The organism is Jannaschia sp. L-14R (assembly GCF_056857695.1).
Window position 1 is genome coordinate 136,692 of the sequence record NZ_JBSXNP010000006.1, and the last position, 19,059, is coordinate 155,750.

A 19,059-nucleotide genomic window follows, 5' to 3' on the forward strand; every position below is an offset into this window, starting at 1 on the left:
CGCCGAGGCGAGGCTTTGACCGCAAAGCCTAATCCGGCGCCCGCGCAATCAACGCCTTGCCAACCGCTCTGAACCAATCTTCGAAGCCCGCCGTCAATGGATCGCTGGCCGCGATCTGGGGCATCCGCGCGCACAGATCGCGCACAACTTCTGGCACCGCACCGATCCGGTCCAGCCGCAGCGCGTCGTCGGCATCCGCCCAACCATCGGCGTCGATCCGCGCCGTGATCCGTTTCAGCCGGTTCGCTGCGACCAGAACCGCCATACGCAACGCCAGCCCGCGTGCGTCGGCATCGGGCATGACCTCTGATAGAAGAGCGGTCGTGGTCGCCGGGTTCAGTCGCCAGTATTCATCGGCGATGGCCCAGCCCAGATCCTCGACCCCGGCGCGCCGACCAAACAGGTCCCAATCGAACCACGTCACAGATCCGTCCGGCTGCACTGCGGCATTGGCCAGTCGCGCATCCCATCGGGTAAATACCAGCGGGTCATGCGCCAGCGACATGGCGAGCGCGTTTGCATCGACATCCGGCATGTCGATGCCGAGATCGCCTGACAGGAAGAATGGCTGAGACACGAAATCCTCGGCCCAGCCGGGACGCGTCCCCAGACCGGGTAGCTTAGACAATATGTCGGGCCGCCGGTCCATCGCAGCGCGGCAGGCCTGCAGACTGGTCAGCGCCGCACGGGCCAGCGCGGCCTTCTGGTCCGCATCCGCAGAGGCCATCGCGAATGACAACCGTCTCCGGCCCACGTCTTGCTGCACCAGCAGGCCGTGACGGAATCCGATCACCGCGGGCACCGGGGCACCCTCACTCGACAGAACCTGCAACAGCGCGGCTTCTGTTTCGCTGCGGGCGGGTGTTTCACGCCGCGTCACGATCACGCTGCGTCCATCTTCCAGAAGCGCGCGAACGGACTTGCGCCCGCGCCCTCCCGGTGCAGTCAGCGTTTGGATCGGGCTGCCCGTCAAGTTTAGGACCAACGCCTTGGTCCAGCCGATCGAACCGGGCTGGAACAGGGCCGAAGAAATGCCGGTGGGGGCCATAAAAGCGTCGCAACCTCTTGCAAGTCGGCTTGAGTATCCGTGTCGGACCCAAGCATCGCGGGCCCCAGGCGTCGCGGGGTCATGGTTGCACTTGGCCAGACCCCGTGCAACGCTTTTCAGGTAAATTCAACCATTCCGGACCGTCTGTGTGACCGCATCCGACCTGCCCCGAAATGCCGGTATGCCGTTCGACCCTGCCGTGGTTGAAGCGGTGCGCGTCAACACGCCCGCAACACTGCGTCGTGCTGCAACGATCCCGGCGCGCCGGTCCGTCAAGAAAGACCATCAGGCCGCCTGGCTGGCCCGCGCCGTGTCAATGATCGACCTGACGACACTGTCGGGCGATGACACGCCGGGCCGGGTTCGTCGCCTCTGCGCCAAGGCCCTGTCACCGGTCCGCGCTGATCTGCTGGAGGCGATAGGCCTGCCCGATCTGACCACCGGGGCGGTCTGCGTCTATCACGAAATGGTCCCCGTGGCGGTCGAGGCCGTTGCTGGTCGTATTCCCGTCGCTGCCGTCTCTACCGGGTTTCCGGCGGGCCTTTCGCCGTTTCACCTGCGCCTGCGCGAGATCGAGGAGTCTGTCGCTGCCGGTGCCACCGAAATCGATATCGTCATTTCCCGCCGCCATGTTCTGGCTGGCGACTGGGCGGCGCTCTATGACGAAACGGCGCAGATGCGCGCGGCCTGCCGCGATGCCCATATGAAGGCTATCCTTGCCACCGGCGAGCTTGGTACGTTGAAAAATGTAATGAAGGCCAGCATGGTCACGATGATGGCCGGGTCGGACTTCATCAAAACCTCGACCGGCAAGGAAGCGGTGAACGCGACCCTGCCCGTCTCTCTCACCATGATGCGTGCAATCCGCGCCTATGATGCTGCGGCTGGTTTCAAGGTCGGCTACAAACCTGCGGGCGGGGTCTCCAAGGCCAAGGACGCGATCACTTATCTGGCGCTTCTGAAGGAAGAACTGGGCGATCGCTGGCTGCGCCCGGACTTGTTCCGTTTCGGCGCGTCGTCCCTGCTGGGCGATATCGAACGGCAGTTGGAACATCATGTAACAGGGCGCTATTCGTCCAGCCATCGTCACGCAATCGGATAGCGGCGGGGCGCTGCACCCGACCCCGGAATATTTGAAGAGCAAAGAAGGCACTAAATGACTGTGGCCGAAATTTTCGAGACGATGGACTGGGGCACAGCACCCGAAGCACGGGCGGAGGCGGACGCCTGGCTAAACGCGCATGACAGCGTTTTCGGACATTACATTGGCGGCAAACGTCAGGCCCCCGGCAATACCTTCGCCACCACCAGCCCCGCAACCGGCGCACATCTTGCTGAAATTACCCAAGGGACCGAGGCTGACGTCGCAGCAGCCGTCAAGGCGGCACGCAAAGCCGCGAAGGGCTGGGCCGCAACATCCGATCACGACCGGGCCAAGGTTCTCTATGCCATTGCGCGTGGCCTCCAGAAGAATGCCCGCCTGTTCGCCGTCTTGGAAACCCTCGATACCGGCAAGCCAATCCGCGAGGCACGTGACATCGACGTGGCACTGGCGGTGCGCCATTTCTATCATCACGCAGGCCACGCCGAATTGCGTTCCGAAATCACACCCGATGCCGAGCCATGGGGTGTCTGCGGCCAGATCGTGCCGTGGAACTTCCCCTTGCTGATGCTGTCGTGGAAAATCGCGCCCGCGCTCGCCATGGGCAATACCGTCGTTCTGAAGCCCGCCGAATGGACTCCGCTGACTGCATTGGCCTTCGCCGATATATGTGACGCCGCCGGGGTTCCGCCCGGGGTCGTCAACATCGTAACCGGAGACGGCGAAACCGGGGCCGCGTTGGTCGCTGCCGATATCGACAAGCTGGCCTTCACCGGCTCAACGGACGTGGGCCGCATCCTGCGCCACGAGACCGCAGGGCGTGGAATTGGCCTGACGCTGGAGCTGGGCGGTAAGTCCCCCTACGTGGTATTCGAAGATGCCGATATCGACTCGGCCATAGAGGGTCTGGTCGACGCGATCTGGTTCAACGGGGGGCAGGTCTGCTGTGCCGGGGCGCGTTTGCTGGTTCAGGAAGGCATCGCGGACGATTTCACCAGCCGTCTGAAACACCGAATGGACCGCATCCGCGTCGGCAACCCGCTGGATAAGTCCGTTGACATGGGCGCGATGGTCCATCCCGATCATAAGGCGAATGTCGAGGCGATGCTGGCGCGCACATCCGGCAAGGTCACGCAGGGCAGTTGCCCCGATGGCTGCTATCTGCCCCCGACCCTCGTGACCGACCTGCACGGCGCAGACCCCCTGATGCAGGAGGAAGTGTTTGGGCCCGTCCTCGCCATGACCACTTTCCGCACCCCTGCCGAGGCGGTGCAACTGGCCAACGATACGCGCTACGGTCTGGCGGCATCGGTCTGGTCGCAGGACATCGATGTGGCGCTGGACACTGCGCCGAAGATCCGCGCGGGCGTCATCTGGGTCAATGGCGCGAACATGCTCGACGCCGCTGCACCCTTCGGCGGCATGAAGGAGTCGGGCTTCGGGCGCGAAGGCGGCATCGTCGGCTTGCAGGCCTATCTGCGTCCAGCGATGGGATCGAAGCTGGCTGTGCCCAAGACGTTCGAAACCTCGCAAAATGTGAGAGCCGGTATAGACCGGACCCCAAAAATGTATATCGGCGGCAAACAGGCACGCCCCGATGGCGGCTATTCTCGTTCCGTGATCGGACCGAAGGGCATCGTCGGCGAAGTTGGCATCGCCAATCGAAAAGACCTTCGCAATGCTGTCGAAGCCGCAAACTCCGCCAAGGGATGGAGTCGGTCGACAGGTCACATGCGCGCGCAAATCCTGTATTTTCTGGCTGAGAACCTGTCTGCCCGCGCAGATGAATTCGACGCCCGGCTGAGCGCGCAAACCGGCGGAAAAGGCGAGACGGACCAAGCCGTTCGCCACTTGTTCCGTTGGGCTGCCTGGGCCGATAAGCACGATGGTCGAACGCTGGGTGTGCCGACCAGTGGCATGGCGCTTGCGCTGAACACTCCGCAAGGGAATATCGGTGCGTTTGCCGCCGAAGACAGCCCGTTGATCGCGCTGGCGCAGATCATCGGCGCGACTTTGGCGACGGGCAATCGCCTTATCCTGATCGCCCCTGAAACTGCACCTCTGACGGCGACTGACCTGTATCAGGTCATTGATACGTCCGATATTCCGGGAGGTGTCGTTAATATTCTGACCGGTTCGCATATCGACCTCGCTCCGGATGTTGCGGGCCATATGGATATTGATGCGGTTTGGAGCTTTTCCTCCGCCGACATCTCCGCCACCATCGAGCGCGAGGCGGCACACGATCTGAAGCGCACGTGGGTGAATTACGGCCGGTCGCGCGACTGGAGCTCGGCCGACGCGCGACCGTTCCTGAATGCCGCGACCGATACACAGACGATCTGGATTCCATTCGACACCTGATCATCTGTCTTTGCTCCGGCAATATTTCCGCCGGAGGATGCCCGATCAATTCAGGACAGACCGGATCAGGCTGAGCATAGCCAAACTCAGCAACAGGCACAGCGCGAAGGGCTTGTAGAACCGCTCGAGCGAAGGCCGGAACAGCACCTTGCCGATGACTACGCCCCCTGCGACAGGCATGGCCAATATTACGCCGCGTTGTAGGGCCAGTTCATCCATCACACCATATCCGAGCAACCACATGAGCGAAAATAAGGATGACGCGAACAGGAACAGCACCAAAGAGGCGCGCATTACCCGTGCCGGATGGTCCTGAGCCAGCACGTAAAGTGCCACGACCATGCCACCGATCGAAGCAATGCCAGTGACGACGCCTGCGACCAGGCCGGATGCATACAACCCGAAATTGCTGGCCAGAAACGGCAACCTCACGCGGGCCAGTTGCAATGCCGCCAGCGCAATCAGAACCACCAGGGCCAGCATCCGGGTCTGATCGACCGGCAATGTCGTCGTAAGGTAGAGGCCAAGCGGAACACCCAGTGCCGACGACACGGCAAGACCCAGTGCAATGCGCTTGTCCGCCTCGGCAATTCCCCCACGCACCATCATAAGCGAAGCCGTCATTTCAAGAACCCAGCAGACCGGGATCAATTCCCTTGGTGGCAAGATCAGCACCGCAGACGCCATCACCAAAGCTGACAAAGCGAAACCGGAAAAGCCGCGCACGACCCCGGCCGCGAAGGCGATGACTATCAGGACAATCAGGTCTGGCAGGGTCAATGCGGGAAGTTGCATCCACGTGGCTTGCCATTCCGGACCGTCCGCCGATAGGGCCAGATCAACCTATTCTATGACCCTAACTTCGGGCGCGGTTTTTGCCAGTGTGTCGCGAATTGCTGCGGCAAGCTCTCCATAGGCATTGCCCTGCGCCGCCGCCTTCCGCCAGACCATGCCGATGTCCCTGCCCGGTGCCGGGTCGGACAGCGGACGGGCGGTCACCAACGCCTCGCGCGTGACTTCGGACCTGACGTAAAGTGCGGGCAGGACAGATAATCCCAATCCCATCGCCACCATTTGTCGCAGGGTATCGAGCGATGTCCCTTCGTAATCCAGCGACAGTTGCGCGCCAGTTTCGGTGCACAGATCGGCCACTGTGTCATGCAGGCGATGCCCCGGTTCCAACGTCATTACCGTCTCGCCCCGAAGGGCAGTGCGATCCACGACCGGCGTAGCACTCAGCGGATGATCGGCTGGTAAAACGATCAGGAGCGGCTCATGAAACAGCGGGGTGATATGCAGGCTGCTTTCGTCCAGCGGGGTCGGAAAGAACAGCACGTCAAGCGAGCCTTCACTCAGCCGCGAAAGCAGATCAGCCGCCGTGCCCTCGCGAACATAGAATTTCAACTTCGGATACTGCGCATGGAGAGACGGAATGACGAGCGGCAGGAAATACGACCCGAGGGACCCGACTACGCCAACGCGCACGGTTCCGGCAAGCGGGTCGGCTGCGGATCGGGCCAGCGCCGCGATGTCAGCCACGTCGCGCAACACGACGCGTGCCCGAGCCGCCACTTCGGCACCAATGGCAGTCAGGGTCACACCGGAACGGGACCGTTCGACCAATTGCACCCCGAGTTTCTCTTCCAGTTCCCGCAACTGGGTCGACAGCGTAGGCTGCGTGACATGCACATTTTCAGCAGCACGACGGAAGTGCAAAGTCTCGGCGATGGCAACCAGATAACGAAACTGTTGTAGGGTGGGCATCAAGCTCTCGATAGATAGCGGCTATTGAAATTAAGTTATCATTGTGGGTTGAACAATCAAGGCGTTCCTCTATCTCGGGTCAAAGCAAAGGGTGCAGATGGCAGACCACGGATCAAACAGCCGCGTTCTGGGCGGGCCGGCAGGTTGGATATCAATCCTGCTTCCGCTGGGTTTGTTCCTCTGGTTTCTTCAGTTTCTGCCTGCAATTGCCGCGGGCGAGGTGCTGGTCTGGCAAATCGACTGGGTGCCGTCCCTTGGTGTATCGCTCGGCATCCTGCTGGATGGATTGTCGCTGACCTTCGCGCTGTTGATTACCGGTATCGGCGCACTGGTGACGCTCTTTTCGTCCAGCTACCTGGGAGGACACATCCATTACACGCGATTCGTGATTTACCTTCTGGCCTTTATGACGGGCATGCTGGGGCTGGTTCTGTCAGACAATCTTCTGGCCCTTTTCGTCTTCTGGGAAGTAACGACGGTATCCTCTTATCTGCTGATCGGCTTCGACGCTGATCTGGCGAAAGCCCGACGCGATGCGTTACAGGCCCTTCTGGTCACCGGTATCGGCGGCCTCGCATTTCTGGCGGGCATCGTTTTGATCGGCATCGCGAGCGGTGGCTTCTCGATCGCGGCTATCGAAGGGTCGCTGGCAGACCACCCCCTCTATCTGCCGATCTTTCTGCTGGTCGTGGCCGGAGCGTTCACCAAGTCGGCACAGGTGCCATTTCATTTCTGGCTGCCGAACGCGATGTCGGCCCCAACGCCGGTATCGGCCTATCTGCATTCCGCCACGATGGTCAAAGGCGGGGTTTACCTGTTGGCGCGACTGAACCCCAGTCTGGGTGGCACAGACATCTGGTTCTGGACGCTTGTGGTATTCGGTGGTGTCACGGCCGTCTTCGCCAGCGTGCTGGCGATCCGACAAACCGACATCAAACAGGTGCTGGCCTATACGACGCTGATGGCGCTTGGGACGTTGGTGATGTTTATCGGGGTCGGGTCGGATTACGCCATCGAGGCGGCAATGGCGTTCCTGATGGTTCATTCGTTCTATAAGGCCGCGTTGTTCCTGATGATCGGGATCGTCGACCATGGCACCGGCACGCGGGACGCGACGGTTCTGCGCGGTTTGGGCCAGGCGATGCCATTCACAATGCTGGCGGCAGTGCTGGCCGCGCTCAGCATGGCGGGCCTGCCGCCGATGTTCGGCTTCGTCGGCAAGGAGTTCCTCTATAAGGCCGCGCTCGGCGCGCCTGCGATGCTGTGGGTTACGGGCTGCATCTTTGTGGCGTCGGCCCTGATGTTTGCGGCGGGTGGCATCGTGGCGTTTCGCCCCTTTACCGGCAATCTGGCGAAAACGCCTGTAACTCCGCATGACGGGGCGTGGCCGATGCTGGTCGGGCCAATCCTTCTGGGTCTGTTCGGTCTGGCATTCGGTCTGATGCCGGATTGGGCTGAACCCCTCGTCAGCCCATCCACAGCAGCCATTCTGGGCAGGGACGCAGAGGTGGATCTATACCTTTTCAAGGAGGTCAATGCCGCCTTCCTGCTGTCGCTGGCAACCTTCGCTGTCGGCTTCGTCGTCTATCTGATCCACCCCCTTCTGCGCGTGGGATTGGCCCGTGTGCCCCCTCTGTTCGATCCCGGCTGGAATCGTGGGATGGACGGCGTCGCGGCGGGCACACACGGGTTCACGGCGCTGATCCAGACGGGTCGTTTACGGCGTTATATCTTCGTGACGTTCATGACGCTCGCGTTCGCCCTCGGGGCTGCGATCTGGCGCGCCGATCTGACACCGGAAATCCCCGCACTGGAGGATTTGCGGGTCAAACACTGGGCGGTCCTGATCTTCATTCTGGCCGGTGCGCTTCTCACGGCCTTCACCAATAGCCGGATGACCGCCGTCGCGGCACTCGGCGTCGTGGGCATCGGCGTGGCCCTGGTGTTCATCATATTTGGCGCACCCGACGTGGCGATCACGCAACTGCTGGTCGAGGTGCTGCAGGTCGTGCTTGTCGCCGTTGCCATGCTGAAGCTACCGAACCTGAACCCCGAATACATCCGGACCATTCGCGGCTGGGATCTGGCGCTGGCCGTCACCCTGGGCGTCATGACGACGGTGATTTTGCTCGCGGTCATGGCCGTGCCACTGGACCTGCGCCTGACCGAATTCTTCGAGGTGACGTCCGTGCCCGAGGCTTTCGGCCGCAACATCGTGAATGTGATCCTTGTGGACTTCAGGGCTTTGGACACCTTTGGCGAGATCGCCGTCATCGCGGTCGCGGGCCTTGGCGCTTATGCCCTGCTGCGCGGTACGCGGAGGCCGAACCCATGACGTCGCTTATCGTTCGCGCCGCGACACGGCTTCTGGTCGGCTTGTTGCTGATGTTTTCGATCTGGATGCTGCTGCGTGGTCATAATGACCCGGGCGGCGGGTTCATCGGCGGGCTGATCGGTGCGACGGGTTTTATCCTTTATGCCATCGCTCATGGCAGTAAGGCCGCGCGTGAAGCGCTCCGGCTGGACCCGCAGACGATTGCAGTCTCGGGACTTGCAGTTGCCTTTCTGGCTGGATTGGCAGGGCTGATTCCCGGCGATGCGATCTTCACCGGGCAATGGCTGTTTCTGGGGGCGACGGAAGGTGACAAAGGGCTGCCGCTCTCGACCATTCTGGTCTTCGATCTGGGTGTCTATCTTGTGGTGCTGGGCGCTGTCCTCACCCTTGTCTTCGCGCTGGAAGAGGAAATCTGAGATGGAATTCCTGATCGCCCTGATGGTCGGTGCGTTGGTTGCTGCCGCAGTCTATCTGATGTTGGCGCGCAACGTGCTGCGCTTCCTCTTCGGTCTTCTGCTGATCTCGAACGCGGCGAACCTGTTGATCTTCGCATCCGGGGGCCTGACACCGGAATCGCCGCCCCTCATCCCCGAAGGGGCCAAACTTCCGCCCGAAGGTGTTGCCAACGCATTACCACAGGCGTTGGTCCTGACGGCGATCGTTATCGGTTTCGGTCTGTTCGCCTTTGCGCTGGTGCTGATCTACCGCGGCTATCAGACGATGGGCACGCTCGATTCCGATGAAATGCGTCTGGCCGAGCCGGAGGACGGGCATTGACCGACCTTTTGCTGCCGCTGCCGATCCTGATCGCTTTCGCCACTGCGATCCTGACGTTCTTTTTCCGCAAGGGGCCCGAGGGGCGCTGGATTTCGGTCGCCGGATCGGCGCTAATGCTGGTTGCAGGCGGTATGCTGCTGGCCGAGGTGCTGGCAAACGGGGTCCAGGCCGCACAGATGGGCAACTGGCCCGCACCATTCGGCATCACACTGGTGGCCGATACGCTGTCCGCAATCATGGTAGTCATCACCGCCATCACCGCGCTGGCCGTCAGTGTCTACGCCATATCCGACGTCACGCGAGAGATGGAGGCGGTCGGCTATCACACCCTGTTCCATACCCTTATCGCAGGCGTCATGGGCGCGTTTCTGACGGGCGATCTGTTCAATCTTTATGTCTGGTTCGAGGTGATGCTGATTTCCTCCTTCGGCCTGCTGGTGATGGGCGGCAAGCGGGTGCAGATGGACGCGGGCATCAAATATATGACGCTCAACCTGATCTCGACGGTGTTGTTCCTGTCTGGCATCGGGCTTCTGTATGGCGTGACCGGCACGCTGAACATGGCGGACCTGCATACAGCGGTGCAGACCGCCGATGCCGGGTTGATCACAGTGATCGCCATGATGTTTCTTGTCGGCTTCGGCGTGAAGGCTGCGGTCTTTCCACTCTTCTTCTGGCTACCCGCCGCCTATCACACCCCGGCCTTTGCAGTGTCTGCCGTTTTCGCGGGATTGCTGACCAAAGTCGGTGTCTATGCGCTGCTGCGAATGTTCACGCTGGTCTTCACGCGGGACGTCGGATTCACCCATGGCCTGCTGCTCTGGGTTGCCGTGGCGACGATGGTGACAGGCGTTCTGGGGGCCGCCGCACAGACCGATTTCCGCCGCATCCTGTCGTTCCACATCGTCAGTCAGATCGGTTACATGGTGCTGGGTCTGGCGCTGTATACGCCGCTCGCGTTGACCGGCGCGGTCTTCTATCTGGTCCACCACATCATCGTGAAAGCGAACCTGTTCCTGGTGTCGGGCGTCGCGAACCGCATCGCGGGCGGCACGAACATAGACCGGATCGGGGGCTTGTACAAAGGCGCGCCGCTTCTGGCGTTTCTGTTCCTGATCCCGGCATTTTCGCTGGCGGGCTTTCCGCCGTTATCGGGATTCTGGGCGAAATTTGTGCTGGTCAAGGCGTCGCTCGATCTGGAACTCTGGTTTGTCGCCTTCGCCGCGCTGGCTGTAGGCCTGATGACGATCTATTCCATGACCAAGATCTGGGGCCGCGCCTTTTGGGCCCCGCATCCCGGCGGCACAGTGCCCAGCCTGTCGTCGCTGCCCCTGAGCGAACGTGTCACCCTGCTTGTACCGATCGCATTCTTGGCCAGCCTGACCATCGTGATCGGCCTGTTCCCCGAGCCGTTCGTGCAGGTGGCCGCACGCGCGGCGGCGGAATTGCTGGACCCGACCGCCTATCTGGCCGCCGTATTGGGAGGACCGTCATGAGTGTCTTTCTTCTGAACCTTCTGCTGGCCATCGCATGGGCCGCGCTGACCGGTCAGTTCACTCTGCCTGGCCTGGCGTTAGGATTCGCCGTGGGCTTTGGCGCGCTCTGGGTCATTCAGCCATTGTTTGGAACGACGGGTAATTATTTCGCCAAGGTTTATCGCTGGGTTAAATTGCTGGTGCTGTTTCATTACGAGTTGATCGTATCGTCTATTTCGGTTGCCTGGGATGTGCTCACACCGCGCCATCGCGCACGCCCCGGCATCATCTGCGTCCCTTTGAAAGCCAGGGGTGAGGCCGAAGTTCTGTTGGTCACCAACCTGATTTCTCTGACCCCCGGTACCCTGTCGCTGGACGTGACCGAGGATTGCAACACGCTCGTCGTCCACGCGATGTTCGCGGACGATCCGGCCAAAATAGCGGCGCAGATCGAGAACGGTATGGAACGCTGGGTGCGGGAGGCATTGGAATGAAAGGAGACACCTTGCTGGCGGTCAGCCTGACCGAACAGATGCCGATCCTGAATGCTGCCGTGCAAATCGCCTTCGTGATGGTGATGGCCGGAGTCATTCTTGCCATGATCCGGCTGATTAAAGGCCCGTCCCTGCCCGACCGGGTTGTCGCGCTGGATACAATGACGGTGCTGGTCGTCGCATTCAGCGGTTTGTTCGCCATCGACACCGGCGTGGCGGCGTTTCTGGACGTCGCAGTCGTTCTGGCCTTGATCGGCTTTCTTGCAACCGTAGCACTTGCGCGTTTTGTCGAGCGCAGGACCAGCCGTCCGGACGCGCAACGCCTGCACCGCGCGGGCGAAGACAGCGAGGACGGGGCATGATCCTGGAACTGTTCATGACGGCTTGCGTCCTTCTCGGCGGGTTCTTCGCATTCGTGGCAGGGCTGGGGGTATTGCGCCTGCCGGATGTTTTGATCCGCATGCACGCGACAACCAAGGCTGGCACGCTGGCGTCGGGTCTGATCATGCTGGCGGTCGCGGCGGGCTTTGGCGATGCTCCTACAGTTGCGCGCGCAGTGGCTATCGTGATTTTTCTGCTCATAACCGCGCCTGTCGGCGCCCATATGATAGGCCGCGCTGCGTTCAGGTCGGGCGTAGCGCTCTGGCCGCCAACCAAGATCGACCCCGAAGCGCGGATGAAGCTGGGGGTGCGGGACGATTGACCGAAGGGGCCATCAGGCCCGCGGCTTGCCCTTCCAGGTATCCAGCCATGCCCGGAACCCCTTGCGGCGGCGCTCCACTGCATCGCCCGCATCGTCCCAGACCTCGCCCGCATCTTCCAGAAGGGGGTCTATCCGGTTGCGGCGGAACCGCAGGATACGGACCGTGATTGCCCAGATCAAAGCCGCCAGCAGTGTCAGGAAGATGATGTTGAACCACGGAATGATCGTGACGTCCGGCCCTTCGACCGGGCGCACGCCGACGGCGTTTGGGAAGATCGTCAGAAACTCCGACCGCCAACCGTAATGCGTGAGCGCCACCCATTGAGGGGCACCAGACGTGGAAATCTGATCCCGCGCCTCGGCCTGAAGGTTCGATGAATCCAGCTTGAAATACGGCGGCCAGCCCCAGCCGGTATCTTCGTTGCGATAGACAGATGCGCGACCCGAAGGCTTTACCGCTTCGATGAAACGCACGTCGCGGGTCGCAAGACCCGTAGTGCCGACATCAGGGGTTGCCCAGAAGATCGAATTCTCGCCGAAATCAATGCGTCGGTTCTCGGTCCCGACGATCCGCACGATATCGGTCTGGGGCAGGGTGTAGTGCAGGAAGCCCCCGACGACGGCCACGACCAGCAGAAGGAAAATCCATTTCACATAGGTCATCGCGCGGTCCCTCAGGCGTAGTTAACAAGATAGATCAACAGCAAGATGGCCCCGATCGGTACGATATACACCCCCCAGAGCAACTTGCGCCGAAGGCTTCGCCGATAATCGCGGATGCCGTTTTCGACGTAGGTATGCTGTGGCAGGGGCGGTTGTTTCGCGACCCACTCCGCTTCCAGACGATCACGTTCGCCGGCGCGGAAATAGAAGACCAGCGCCCAATAGACGATCGTCAGAACAATCAGCAGCACGACGCTCAGTCTCAGAAGTCCGAACATTCTATCCCCATGGTCCCTTGGCCCGCGCGGCCTTTTTCAACACTACCTGCGGCATAGGCGCTGCGACGTCAGACGCATACAAATGCTTCCACACCCCTGCCCGGTCGGCAGCATAATCCTTTGTCAGCCGTTCGGCGACCCATGCCTTCAATGGCTCGGGGCTGGCGCGATAGCGGTCATAGAACAGCGGCTTGTGGCAAATATGCAGCTGCCGGAAATCCTGCGGTGCCAATTCCGCCAGCAACATATTGGTCAGGTCGCGCAGCGGGCCAGGGGCGGCGCGCAACGTATGGAAATACGCAGGGTTCGCGCTGTCGATCCGGGGCCAGTCGCCACGCCCTTCAGCCCAGGCCAGCATCGCGCCCAGGGCATGAACAGACGGCGGCAGGTCGGCCCCGCTCGCCTGCATCGCACGGCGCAAAGACCTGTCGTCGATGGACTCGGGCAACTGACCGGCACGGCCCAGCGCGTCGATGGCCAGATGTTCCATTTTCTCACGCAGAATACCCGCCGCCGCTTCGCCCCGTCCCTCGACGATGGGCTGGGTCAGGCCGTTCACCTGCAGGAAATTTGCGACCCCGTTGCGATTGGCAAGGTCATGGACGCCAATCCCGCTGGCCTCGAATGGCACGTTGGCCACTACGGCGGGGCTGCCGACCGATCGAAAGACATAGAGCCCGCCGTGATGCGCTGTCCAGAAATCGTCCTGCCGGAAACTGGGCGTCTTGAACGTGACGGGCGCGCGGGTCACGTCGCCGGTGGAGCGCGCCAGCCCGATCATCTGCGCCACCAGCACATCGTCCCACCACGCGTCAGGCTCGTCGCGGAACCGCGCGATCAGCGTGTCGAGCTTGGCGGCATCGCGTACGATGCCGGTGGTCGTATCCGCCTCGACCGTGACCGAGCGGATGTCGAGCAGGCGCTGCGGTTCCGGTACCGAAAAGACCGAGTTCTGCAACTCCCCTGCCACCGCATCGCGGGCGGTCAGGGTAAACAATTGCGCTTCGTTGGCGTTGATGAAGTCGCGGATGATGTTCTGGGTCGTGGAGAATTTCATCTCCAGCAACGGCGCGCCCTTCTGCTGCGTGGACAACAGGATGATCTGCCGGTTGCAGCCGCCCGGGTTGAGGTAGTCCATGTCGCCCAACTCATCGCCAACTTCGGGGGAAAAGCCGCTGAGGTCGATGTGGAAGTTGTCGAGTTTCGTGCGCTTGCCGGTGAGATGTTCGAGCGCGCGATTGTAGCGCTCGATGAGCGCGGGAGAGGAAACCTCGAAGAGGTTGGCGAACATGAGGCCGTATTGGATGAGGCGCTTCATCGAATGGGCCTCCCATAGAACGATTGCCCATATCCCCTAAATGCATCTTCAGCGCTGCGGTCGACGAATACGGCCACCGAGGACCACAGATAACCAAAAAGGATCAGGGGGATTATGGAAACCACTACTGTCCAGTGGATTTTCCATGCGGAGTAGCCGGACAGCAGCGCAATGCCCGGCGACAGGATCGCGGCAGTCATCATAATCCAATTCACCAAACCGCCCTCTTCCACCGCTTCGGCAGGGCACTCAACGACAGCACCATAACCGGCCCCCAGACGATCCCCGCCTTCGCCGACAGCAACACGAAGTGCCATGGGGCTTCGCGCCAGACGACACCGCCTGCCTCGCCGTAAAGCCAGACGAACCCGGCGGCAGCGACGACGGCCAACAACAGCGCCGACAGCACCCCGTTCACCAGCAACCAGATGACCCCTTCGGGCACCAGCTTGCCCAGCAGCCACGGCACCAGCCACGCCACGACCGCCAGACCGACCAGAGGCAGGATCAGGTTCAACTTTTGCCCTCCAGATAGCGGCGCTTGGCGACCTCCATCCGCTGCATGTCGCGGACTGCGGTATCAATGGCGACCTCGTCGGACTTATCGGCATAGCGGAACTCGGAATCGGCGTAGCGGTTGACCTCTTGCAGCACCATTTCAGTGGTGATCGGCACCCGCATTTCGGACACCATTGCCAACTTGTCGTCATAGGATTTGTGCATGAAGGCGTCCGGCCTCTCGAACCATGCATCGGGCAGTTCAACGTCCATCGCGCGGACCTTTACCGCGTCGGTGATGTTCTTGATCGCACGCCCGGTGAAGCGTTCATCCGCCTCCTGAATGCCCTTCAGATAGCTGCCGATCCTGGCGATGGTGTCCAACTCGCCGATCCGGTCTTTCACCCGGTCGAACACCTCTGCCAGCTTCTGCTCGGCGGGTCGCGAATGCTTGGCAAAGCTTTCGGCCACGGCACGCGTCAGTTCCTGCGCGGCGAACAGGTCGTGATCGCCCAGCGGAATATCGTGACGTTTGCCCAACAGAAGCGACAGGATATCGATGTAGTCATCCCGCGTCTGCGGGCCATCAACCAGAAACCGCGCCCCCGCCCGCTGGCGCAGGGCATCGTCGACGTTTTCAGGATAGTTCGAGAACATGCCAAAGGTGCAATTGCCCCGCACGACGGTGTTCGCGCCTGCGAAGCTTTCCATCAGGACGGAGGTAATTTCCAACTGTCCCGCCGACGCCTGCCGGTCACCGCGCTTGCCCGCCAGTTGGTCGATATCGTCGATCGTGCCGAAGCCGATGACATTCGGGTCCAGTATGCCGGTGACGAAGGCCTTGGCATTCTGCGCCGACTTGCCCTGATAGCTGTCGATGCTGTCGGTCGACAGATTTTCGTAACGGAACGGATAGCCCGCGATCTCACAATATCCGTGGATCAAACCGGCCATCATCTGGATCAGGGTCGTCTTGCCGGTGCCGGGCGCGCCATCGCCCATGAAAGTGAAGATGAAGCCGCCAAGGTCGGCAAAGGGGTTCAGCCTGCGTTCGAAATCGTAGGCCATCAGCATCTTTGACAGCTTCAGTGCCTGATGCTTGGCGATGTGGTTGCCAACGACTTCATGCGGTGCCTTGAACTGCATCACCAGGGGTCTGCCCGTTGTGCGCAATGCGGGAGTGAATCCATTCAGCGACAGGTCGTCGGCTTCGATCCGATAGGTCACGTCGCCGAAGATCGCGCTGCGGGCAGCGGTGCGGGCGCGGTCGGAAAGGCGATCCAGCAGCGCCTCGGCCTGGGCGGCGAGGGTGGCGACCAGTGTATCGTCGTCCAAAACATTCAACCGCTGGTCGATCTCCCACAGTAGGCCTTCCAGCATAAGCTGTGCGTTGTCGGTCAGGATTTCTTGCGGGGCAGGCACTTCTACGGTGGTCGTGCCGCGCAACGGAGCGATCAGAAATGCCAGCGTATTGGCGAAGACATGGCCGACGGCCAGCGCCTCGGCTTCCAGCAATTCGGTGAACTTGGCGCGGTCGCCCTCGGGCAGGCGGCCGGCAAGATTCGCAGCCTTGAGCCCGTCCAACCCCGTGCGATCTTCCAATGCGCCGCCGACTGCCAAGGCCACCGCCAGCGCCCGCCGCAAACCCTGCAATACCTGCGCGCGGGCAGGCGTGACCAGTCCTTCGCCTTCGACCGTTTCGCGCAGATGAACGCCACCCGCTGGCGTCGTGCGCCGTGTCACCAAACCCGGCGTGGTGGAGCGGAACCGCGTCCGTGTTCCGATGCCGGGCGAGCGTTCCGATCGTTGAGACTCGGACGCCCTGCCCAGCCGTGGGGCGTGATCGAATCCCGACAGAAGCGTCAGCGCCGCATCATAACGCGCCGTGACTTCGGCCTCAGACAGTTCCATCGCATCGCCCGACAAGCTCATCCCACATCCCTTCTGTACGTTTCAAATATCCCCGCGTACGGATCCGGCCTCACTCCTCCGCCCGCCACAGACGACCCCCGCCCACGACATACTTGATCACGTCCGAAAATCCCGCTGCAGCGGTCTCGGTCATCGCCTGATAGACCCGTTCCGGCAGGATGGCGGCGCGTTCGGTGTGCGTCGCACCTGCTTCGGTGCCTTCCAGACCCGGCAAATCCCAGACCTGCTTGTCGACGGTGGAGAACCAACCGGCCTTTTCCTTTTCGACGCGCTTGGACTTCAGCGTCTCCAGCGTCCAGGCCAGCGCCCAATCCTCGCCCGCAGGTGCGCGCGCCGCCTCAAGCACCGCGCCCAACCCTTCGGTCTGAAGCGTGAAGGCCGACGAATACATCGGGCCGACCGTCAGTCGCAGCAACCGCTTGGGATGCAGGCCTTCGAAATCGTCATCAAAGCCCTTGGCGACCGTTACCAGCTTCAGATCGGGAAGTGCCTGCGCCATCAGATGGCCCTGCACTCTTGCCAGCCGCGCGAAATCCTGCGGCAAGGGTCGACGACCGTTATCCTCGATCTGCATCAGCCAGATCACCGGCAGGTTGCGCTGGCCATCCCACGCCGACCAATGCAGGAGATAACGCGCGTCTTCCGTGGCCAGCGTTTCGATCTGAACGTCGTTGCGCGGCCAGAACAGATCGCCATTCCGCAACTCGTCCAGATAAAGCCGTTGCGACATCGCATATTGCAGATCGGTCGGGATGCGGCGCTCGCCGACGATGGTGGCGATCATCGCTTCCTTCAGGTCGTCGGCCGCGGGCAACCGGGTCAGCGCATCCGCCGCCTGCGCCGCATCCGCTGCCATGGACAGCAATTCCCGCAACACAGGAAAGCCGGATGCGTGTCGATCCACCGTCAGCGAGCCCAGAAACACGCCGGTGTCGCGCCCGGTCATCAGATACTTGTGGCTGAGTGCGCGGAACGTGCGGTTCAGGGCGGTCAGATGGGTTGAGACAGCGGCCAACTCGACGCGGTTCAGCTTTCCCCGCGCCTCCATCTCACCTGCGATGCGGGGCAGATTGTCCAGGATGCGCTCGAACTTGGCGAAGTACCGGCGGGCCTGGCGATTTTCCTGCAGGCCGACATGATCGCGGACAAGGTCTTCCTTGAGGGTCATCCGCCGTAGAGATTCTTGTCGTGCTTTTCGACGATGGCGCTGAACCGTCGGGCGAACCGCTCATCCGCCTTGGCCTTGGCCTCCAGTACGTCACGGGCGAAAACCATATGATCTTCATGCGCCTCCAGCATTTCCGCCATGCGGGTATTGGTGGCCGCGCCGATAGCGGCCATTGCTTGTTGCGCTTCCTGATCGGTCTTCACGCCGATCTCGTTGATGCGGTGGGCCACGTCCTGCTGCTGCGCCGTTTTCAGCGACTTGGATAGCGCGTCATACAAAACAACTCGCTGCCTGGTGTCCGTCTCCAGCTTGTTGATCAGGACCATCTGTGTAGCCGCCTGGTTCTGCAAACTGTCGACCCATGTCTTGCCCTTCTCGATATACCGCTCCAGCGTCTGCGAGCGAGCCAGAGCAACCTGCTCTTGCTGAACCAGATCGTTATGGCGCGTGTTTGCCTCTGCCAATTCGGTCTCCAGCTGGGTGCGAACCGAGGCATCCTGTTCGACGCTGATCTTGTTCTCCAGCTCGATCAAACGAGGATCCATGGAAACGATCTCGGCGCGGATGCCTTCCAGTTCCGAAACGGCGGCTTCCCGATCAACCAGCGTCGTCGACAGGTTCGTCTCGACCTTCGATTTCTGCTCGTTCAGCATCGCAAGTTGCCCTTCCAAAAGGCGCGTGATCGTGTCGGATTTGGAAATCAGATCCTGTAGCTTGTCGTCGATACTGGCGGAGCGAAGCCGCTCCTGCCGCATCGCCTCCGACTTGCCGCGCGCGAAAATGCCGATGAAGCTTTCCATGCCGGTCTTGGTCCGCATCTCATCGAAGTCCTTGGAGAACCCCGCCGTCACGTCATCCAGCCCCATGATCAGCTCGGCAATGTTCGCGTTCATCGTGTCAGTATGGGCGTGCACATCTTCAAGCGTCGCGTTTTCCACGTCGATGGTGATGCCCTGATCCAGCTTCTGGCGTGCGGTTTCTATCCGGCTGGTAATGTCGGAAATCTTGGATTGCGCCGCCGCAACCTGAGCTTGGCTTTCCCGTACTTGAGCTTCAAAATCGGCCATTGGTAACGCTCTCCCGTTCAAAACTTATTCTTATTATGTCATTCTTACATGGATACGATTTTCGCGGTTTGCA

The 19,059-nt window shown here is 61.4% G+C and carries 20 protein-coding genes; 9 read left to right on the forward strand and 11 right to left on the reverse strand.

Annotated features, from left to right (window positions below):
* Nucleotides 1-28 precede the first annotated feature (28 nt).
* Entirely contained in the window at nt 29-1,048 is a 1,020-nt protein-coding gene (locus tag AC13C2_RS01420) for a hypothetical protein (protein WP_482885714.1), read from the reverse strand.
* Nucleotides 1,049-1,229: 181 nt separating this feature from the next.
* Between AC13C2_RS01420 and deoC the strand changes: the two genes are divergently transcribed.
* Both deoC and AC13C2_RS01430 read left to right on the forward strand, forming a co-directional pair.
* Nucleotides 1,230-2,150 carry a deoxyribose-phosphate aldolase gene (deoC, locus tag AC13C2_RS01425; protein ID WP_482885740.1) on the forward strand — a complete coding sequence of 307 codons (921 nt, stop codon included), beginning with the start codon at nt 1,230-1,232 and terminating at the stop codon, nt 2,148-2,150.
* Between the two features lie 54 nt (nt 2,151-2,204).
* The gene (locus AC13C2_RS01430; RefSeq protein ID WP_482885715.1) at nt 2,205-4,514 is read left to right on the forward strand and encodes an aldehyde dehydrogenase family protein; all 2,310 of its coding nucleotides are present in this window, start codon (nt 2,205-2,207) and stop codon (nt 4,512-4,514) included.
* Nucleotides 4,515-4,559: 45 nt separating this feature from the next.
* Here the strand turns inward: AC13C2_RS01430 and AC13C2_RS01435 are convergent, their stop codons facing one another.
* Both AC13C2_RS01435 and AC13C2_RS01440 read right to left on the reverse strand, forming a co-directional pair.
* Complete coding sequence (locus AC13C2_RS01435) at nt 4,560-5,309, reverse strand: TSUP family transporter (protein ID WP_482885716.1); 750 nt, start codon at nt 5,307-5,309, stop codon at nt 4,560-4,562.
* A 48-nt stretch (nt 5,310-5,357) separates the two neighbouring features.
* Nucleotides 5,358-6,278 (reverse strand): hydrogen peroxide-inducible genes activator, encoded by a 921-nt coding sequence (locus AC13C2_RS01440; protein ID WP_092758807.1) that lies wholly within the window; start codon nt 6,276-6,278, stop codon nt 5,358-5,360.
* 97 nt (nt 6,279-6,375) lie between these two features.
* On the opposite strand from AC13C2_RS01440, the gene AC13C2_RS01445 reads away from it, so the two are divergent.
* From AC13C2_RS01445 to mnhG, 7 genes are read left to right on the forward strand one after another with little or no spacing between them, the layout of a single operon-like run.
* The gene (locus AC13C2_RS01445; RefSeq protein ID WP_482885717.1) at nt 6,376-8,613 is read left to right on the forward strand and encodes a putative monovalent cation/H+ antiporter subunit A; all 2,238 of its coding nucleotides are present in this window, start codon (nt 6,376-6,378) and stop codon (nt 8,611-8,613) included.
* Nucleotides 8,610-9,029, forward strand: a complete 420-nt coding sequence (locus tag AC13C2_RS01450; RefSeq protein WP_092758811.1) for a Na+/H+ antiporter subunit B — start codon at nt 8,610-8,612, stop codon at nt 9,027-9,029. The genes AC13C2_RS01445 and AC13C2_RS01450 overlap by 4 nt, the downstream gene beginning before the upstream one ends.
* A gap of 1 nt (nt 9,030) precedes the next feature.
* A complete protein-coding gene (locus AC13C2_RS01455; protein WP_092758813.1) occupies nt 9,031-9,390 on the forward strand; it encodes a Na+/H+ antiporter subunit C in 360 nt (119 codons plus the stop codon).
* On the forward strand, nt 9,387-10,886 hold the full coding sequence (locus tag AC13C2_RS01460; protein ID WP_482885718.1) for a Na+/H+ antiporter subunit D: 1,500 nt from the start codon (nt 9,387-9,389) through the stop codon (nt 10,884-10,886). Before AC13C2_RS01455 ends, AC13C2_RS01460 begins: the two co-directional genes overlap by 4 nt.
* The gene (locus AC13C2_RS01465) at nt 10,883-11,359 is read left to right on the forward strand and encodes a Na+/H+ antiporter subunit E (RefSeq protein WP_092758817.1); all 477 of its coding nucleotides are present in this window, start codon (nt 10,883-10,885) and stop codon (nt 11,357-11,359) included. The genes AC13C2_RS01460 and AC13C2_RS01465 overlap by 4 nt, the downstream gene beginning before the upstream one ends.
* Nucleotides 11,356-11,721 (forward strand): MrpF/PhaF family protein, encoded by a 366-nt coding sequence (locus tag AC13C2_RS01470; RefSeq protein ID WP_245737458.1) that lies wholly within the window; start codon nt 11,356-11,358, stop codon nt 11,719-11,721. The genes AC13C2_RS01465 and AC13C2_RS01470 overlap by 4 nt, the downstream gene beginning before the upstream one ends.
* Complete coding sequence (gene mnhG / locus AC13C2_RS01475; RefSeq protein ID WP_092758819.1) at nt 11,718-12,062, forward strand: monovalent cation/H(+) antiporter subunit G; 345 nt, start codon at nt 11,718-11,720, stop codon at nt 12,060-12,062. Before AC13C2_RS01470 ends, mnhG begins: the two co-directional genes overlap by 4 nt.
* 12 nt (nt 12,063-12,074) lie before the next feature.
* On the opposite strand, the gene AC13C2_RS01480 is transcribed toward mnhG, so the two are convergent.
* From AC13C2_RS01480 to AC13C2_RS01515, 8 genes are read right to left on the reverse strand one after another with little or no spacing between them, the layout of a single operon-like run.
* Nucleotides 12,075-12,725 carry a DUF1523 family protein gene (locus AC13C2_RS01480; protein ID WP_482885719.1) on the reverse strand — a complete coding sequence of 217 codons (651 nt, stop codon included), beginning with the start codon at nt 12,723-12,725 and terminating at the stop codon, nt 12,075-12,077.
* Between the two features lie 11 nt (nt 12,726-12,736).
* Nucleotides 12,737-13,003: a hypothetical protein gene (locus tag AC13C2_RS01485; protein ID WP_339640445.1), complete on the reverse strand. Its 267-nt coding sequence runs from the start codon at nt 13,001-13,003 to the stop codon at nt 12,737-12,739.
* A gap of 1 nt (nt 13,004) precedes the next feature.
* Nucleotides 13,005-14,321: a DUF6638 family protein gene (locus AC13C2_RS01490; RefSeq protein ID WP_482885720.1), complete on the reverse strand. Its 1,317-nt coding sequence runs from the start codon at nt 14,319-14,321 to the stop codon at nt 13,005-13,007.
* Nucleotides 14,318-14,521 (reverse strand): hypothetical protein, encoded by a 204-nt coding sequence (locus AC13C2_RS01495; protein WP_339640447.1) that lies wholly within the window; start codon nt 14,519-14,521, stop codon nt 14,318-14,320. The genes AC13C2_RS01490 and AC13C2_RS01495 overlap by 4 nt, the downstream gene beginning before the upstream one ends.
* Nucleotides 14,522-14,532: 11 nt before the next feature.
* Nucleotides 14,533-14,838, reverse strand: a complete 306-nt coding sequence (locus AC13C2_RS01500) for a hypothetical protein (protein ID WP_482885721.1) — start codon at nt 14,836-14,838, stop codon at nt 14,533-14,535.
* Nucleotides 14,835-16,751, reverse strand: a complete 1,917-nt coding sequence (locus tag AC13C2_RS01505; RefSeq protein ID WP_482885722.1) for an AAA family ATPase — start codon at nt 16,749-16,751, stop codon at nt 14,835-14,837. The genes AC13C2_RS01500 and AC13C2_RS01505 overlap by 4 nt, the downstream gene beginning before the upstream one ends.
* A 49-nt stretch (nt 16,752-16,800) precedes the next feature.
* Entirely contained in the window at nt 16,801-17,919 is a 1,119-nt protein-coding gene (locus AC13C2_RS01510) for a hypothetical protein (protein WP_482885723.1), read from the reverse strand.
* Nucleotides 17,916-18,986 carry a coiled-coil domain-containing protein gene (locus AC13C2_RS01515; protein WP_339640451.1) on the reverse strand — a complete coding sequence of 357 codons (1,071 nt, stop codon included), beginning with the start codon at nt 18,984-18,986 and terminating at the stop codon, nt 17,916-17,918. Before AC13C2_RS01515 ends, AC13C2_RS01510 begins: the two co-directional genes overlap by 4 nt.
* Between the last annotated feature and the right edge of the window lie 73 nt (nt 18,987-19,059).

Excerpts from the sequence above, each read along its gene's own strand:
- AC13C2_RS01420 (WP_482885714.1), bottom strand. The coding sequence starts at position 1,048 with ATGGCCCCCACCGGCATTTCTTCGGCCCTGTTCCAGCCCGGTTCGATC.
- deoC (WP_482885740.1), top strand. The coding sequence starts at position 1,230 with ATGCCGTTCGACCCTGCCGTGGTTGAAGCGGTGCGCGTCAACACGCCC.
- AC13C2_RS01430 (WP_482885715.1), top strand. The coding sequence starts at position 2,205 with ATGACTGTGGCCGAAATTTTCGAGACGATGGACTGGGGCACAGCACCC.
- AC13C2_RS01435 (WP_482885716.1), bottom strand. The coding sequence starts at position 5,309 with ATGCAACTTCCCGCATTGACCCTGCCAGACCTGATTGTCCTGATAGTC.
- AC13C2_RS01440 (WP_092758807.1), bottom strand. The coding sequence starts at position 6,278 with ATGCCCACCCTACAACAGTTTCGTTATCTGGTTGCCATCGCCGAGACT.
- AC13C2_RS01445 (WP_482885717.1), top strand. The coding sequence starts at position 6,376 with ATGGCAGACCACGGATCAAACAGCCGCGTTCTGGGCGGGCCGGCAGGT.
- AC13C2_RS01450 (WP_092758811.1), top strand. The coding sequence starts at position 8,610 with ATGACGTCGCTTATCGTTCGCGCCGCGACACGGCTTCTGGTCGGCTTG.
- AC13C2_RS01455 (WP_092758813.1), top strand. The coding sequence starts at position 9,031 with ATGGAATTCCTGATCGCCCTGATGGTCGGTGCGTTGGTTGCTGCCGCA.
- AC13C2_RS01465 (WP_092758817.1), top strand. The coding sequence starts at position 10,883 with ATGAGTGTCTTTCTTCTGAACCTTCTGCTGGCCATCGCATGGGCCGCG.
- AC13C2_RS01470 (WP_245737458.1), top strand. The coding sequence starts at position 11,356 with ATGAAAGGAGACACCTTGCTGGCGGTCAGCCTGACCGAACAGATGCCG.
- mnhG (WP_092758819.1), top strand. The coding sequence starts at position 11,718 with ATGATCCTGGAACTGTTCATGACGGCTTGCGTCCTTCTCGGCGGGTTC.
- AC13C2_RS01480 (WP_482885719.1), bottom strand. The coding sequence starts at position 12,725 with ATGACCTATGTGAAATGGATTTTCCTTCTGCTGGTCGTGGCCGTCGTC.
- AC13C2_RS01485 (WP_339640445.1), bottom strand. The coding sequence starts at position 13,003 with ATGTTCGGACTTCTGAGACTGAGCGTCGTGCTGCTGATTGTTCTGACG.
- AC13C2_RS01490 (WP_482885720.1), bottom strand. The coding sequence starts at position 14,321 with ATGAAGCGCCTCATCCAATACGGCCTCATGTTCGCCAACCTCTTCGAG.
- AC13C2_RS01495 (WP_339640447.1), bottom strand. The coding sequence starts at position 14,521 with ATGACTGCCGCGATCCTGTCGCCGGGCATTGCGCTGCTGTCCGGCTAC.
- AC13C2_RS01505 (WP_482885722.1), bottom strand. The coding sequence starts at position 16,751 with ATGAGCTTGTCGGGCGATGCGATGGAACTGTCTGAGGCCGAAGTCACG.
- AC13C2_RS01510 (WP_482885723.1), bottom strand. The coding sequence starts at position 17,919 with ATGACCCTCAAGGAAGACCTTGTCCGCGATCATGTCGGCCTGCAGGAA.
- AC13C2_RS01515 (WP_339640451.1), bottom strand. The coding sequence starts at position 18,986 with ATGGCCGATTTTGAAGCTCAAGTACGGGAAAGCCAAGCTCAGGTTGCG.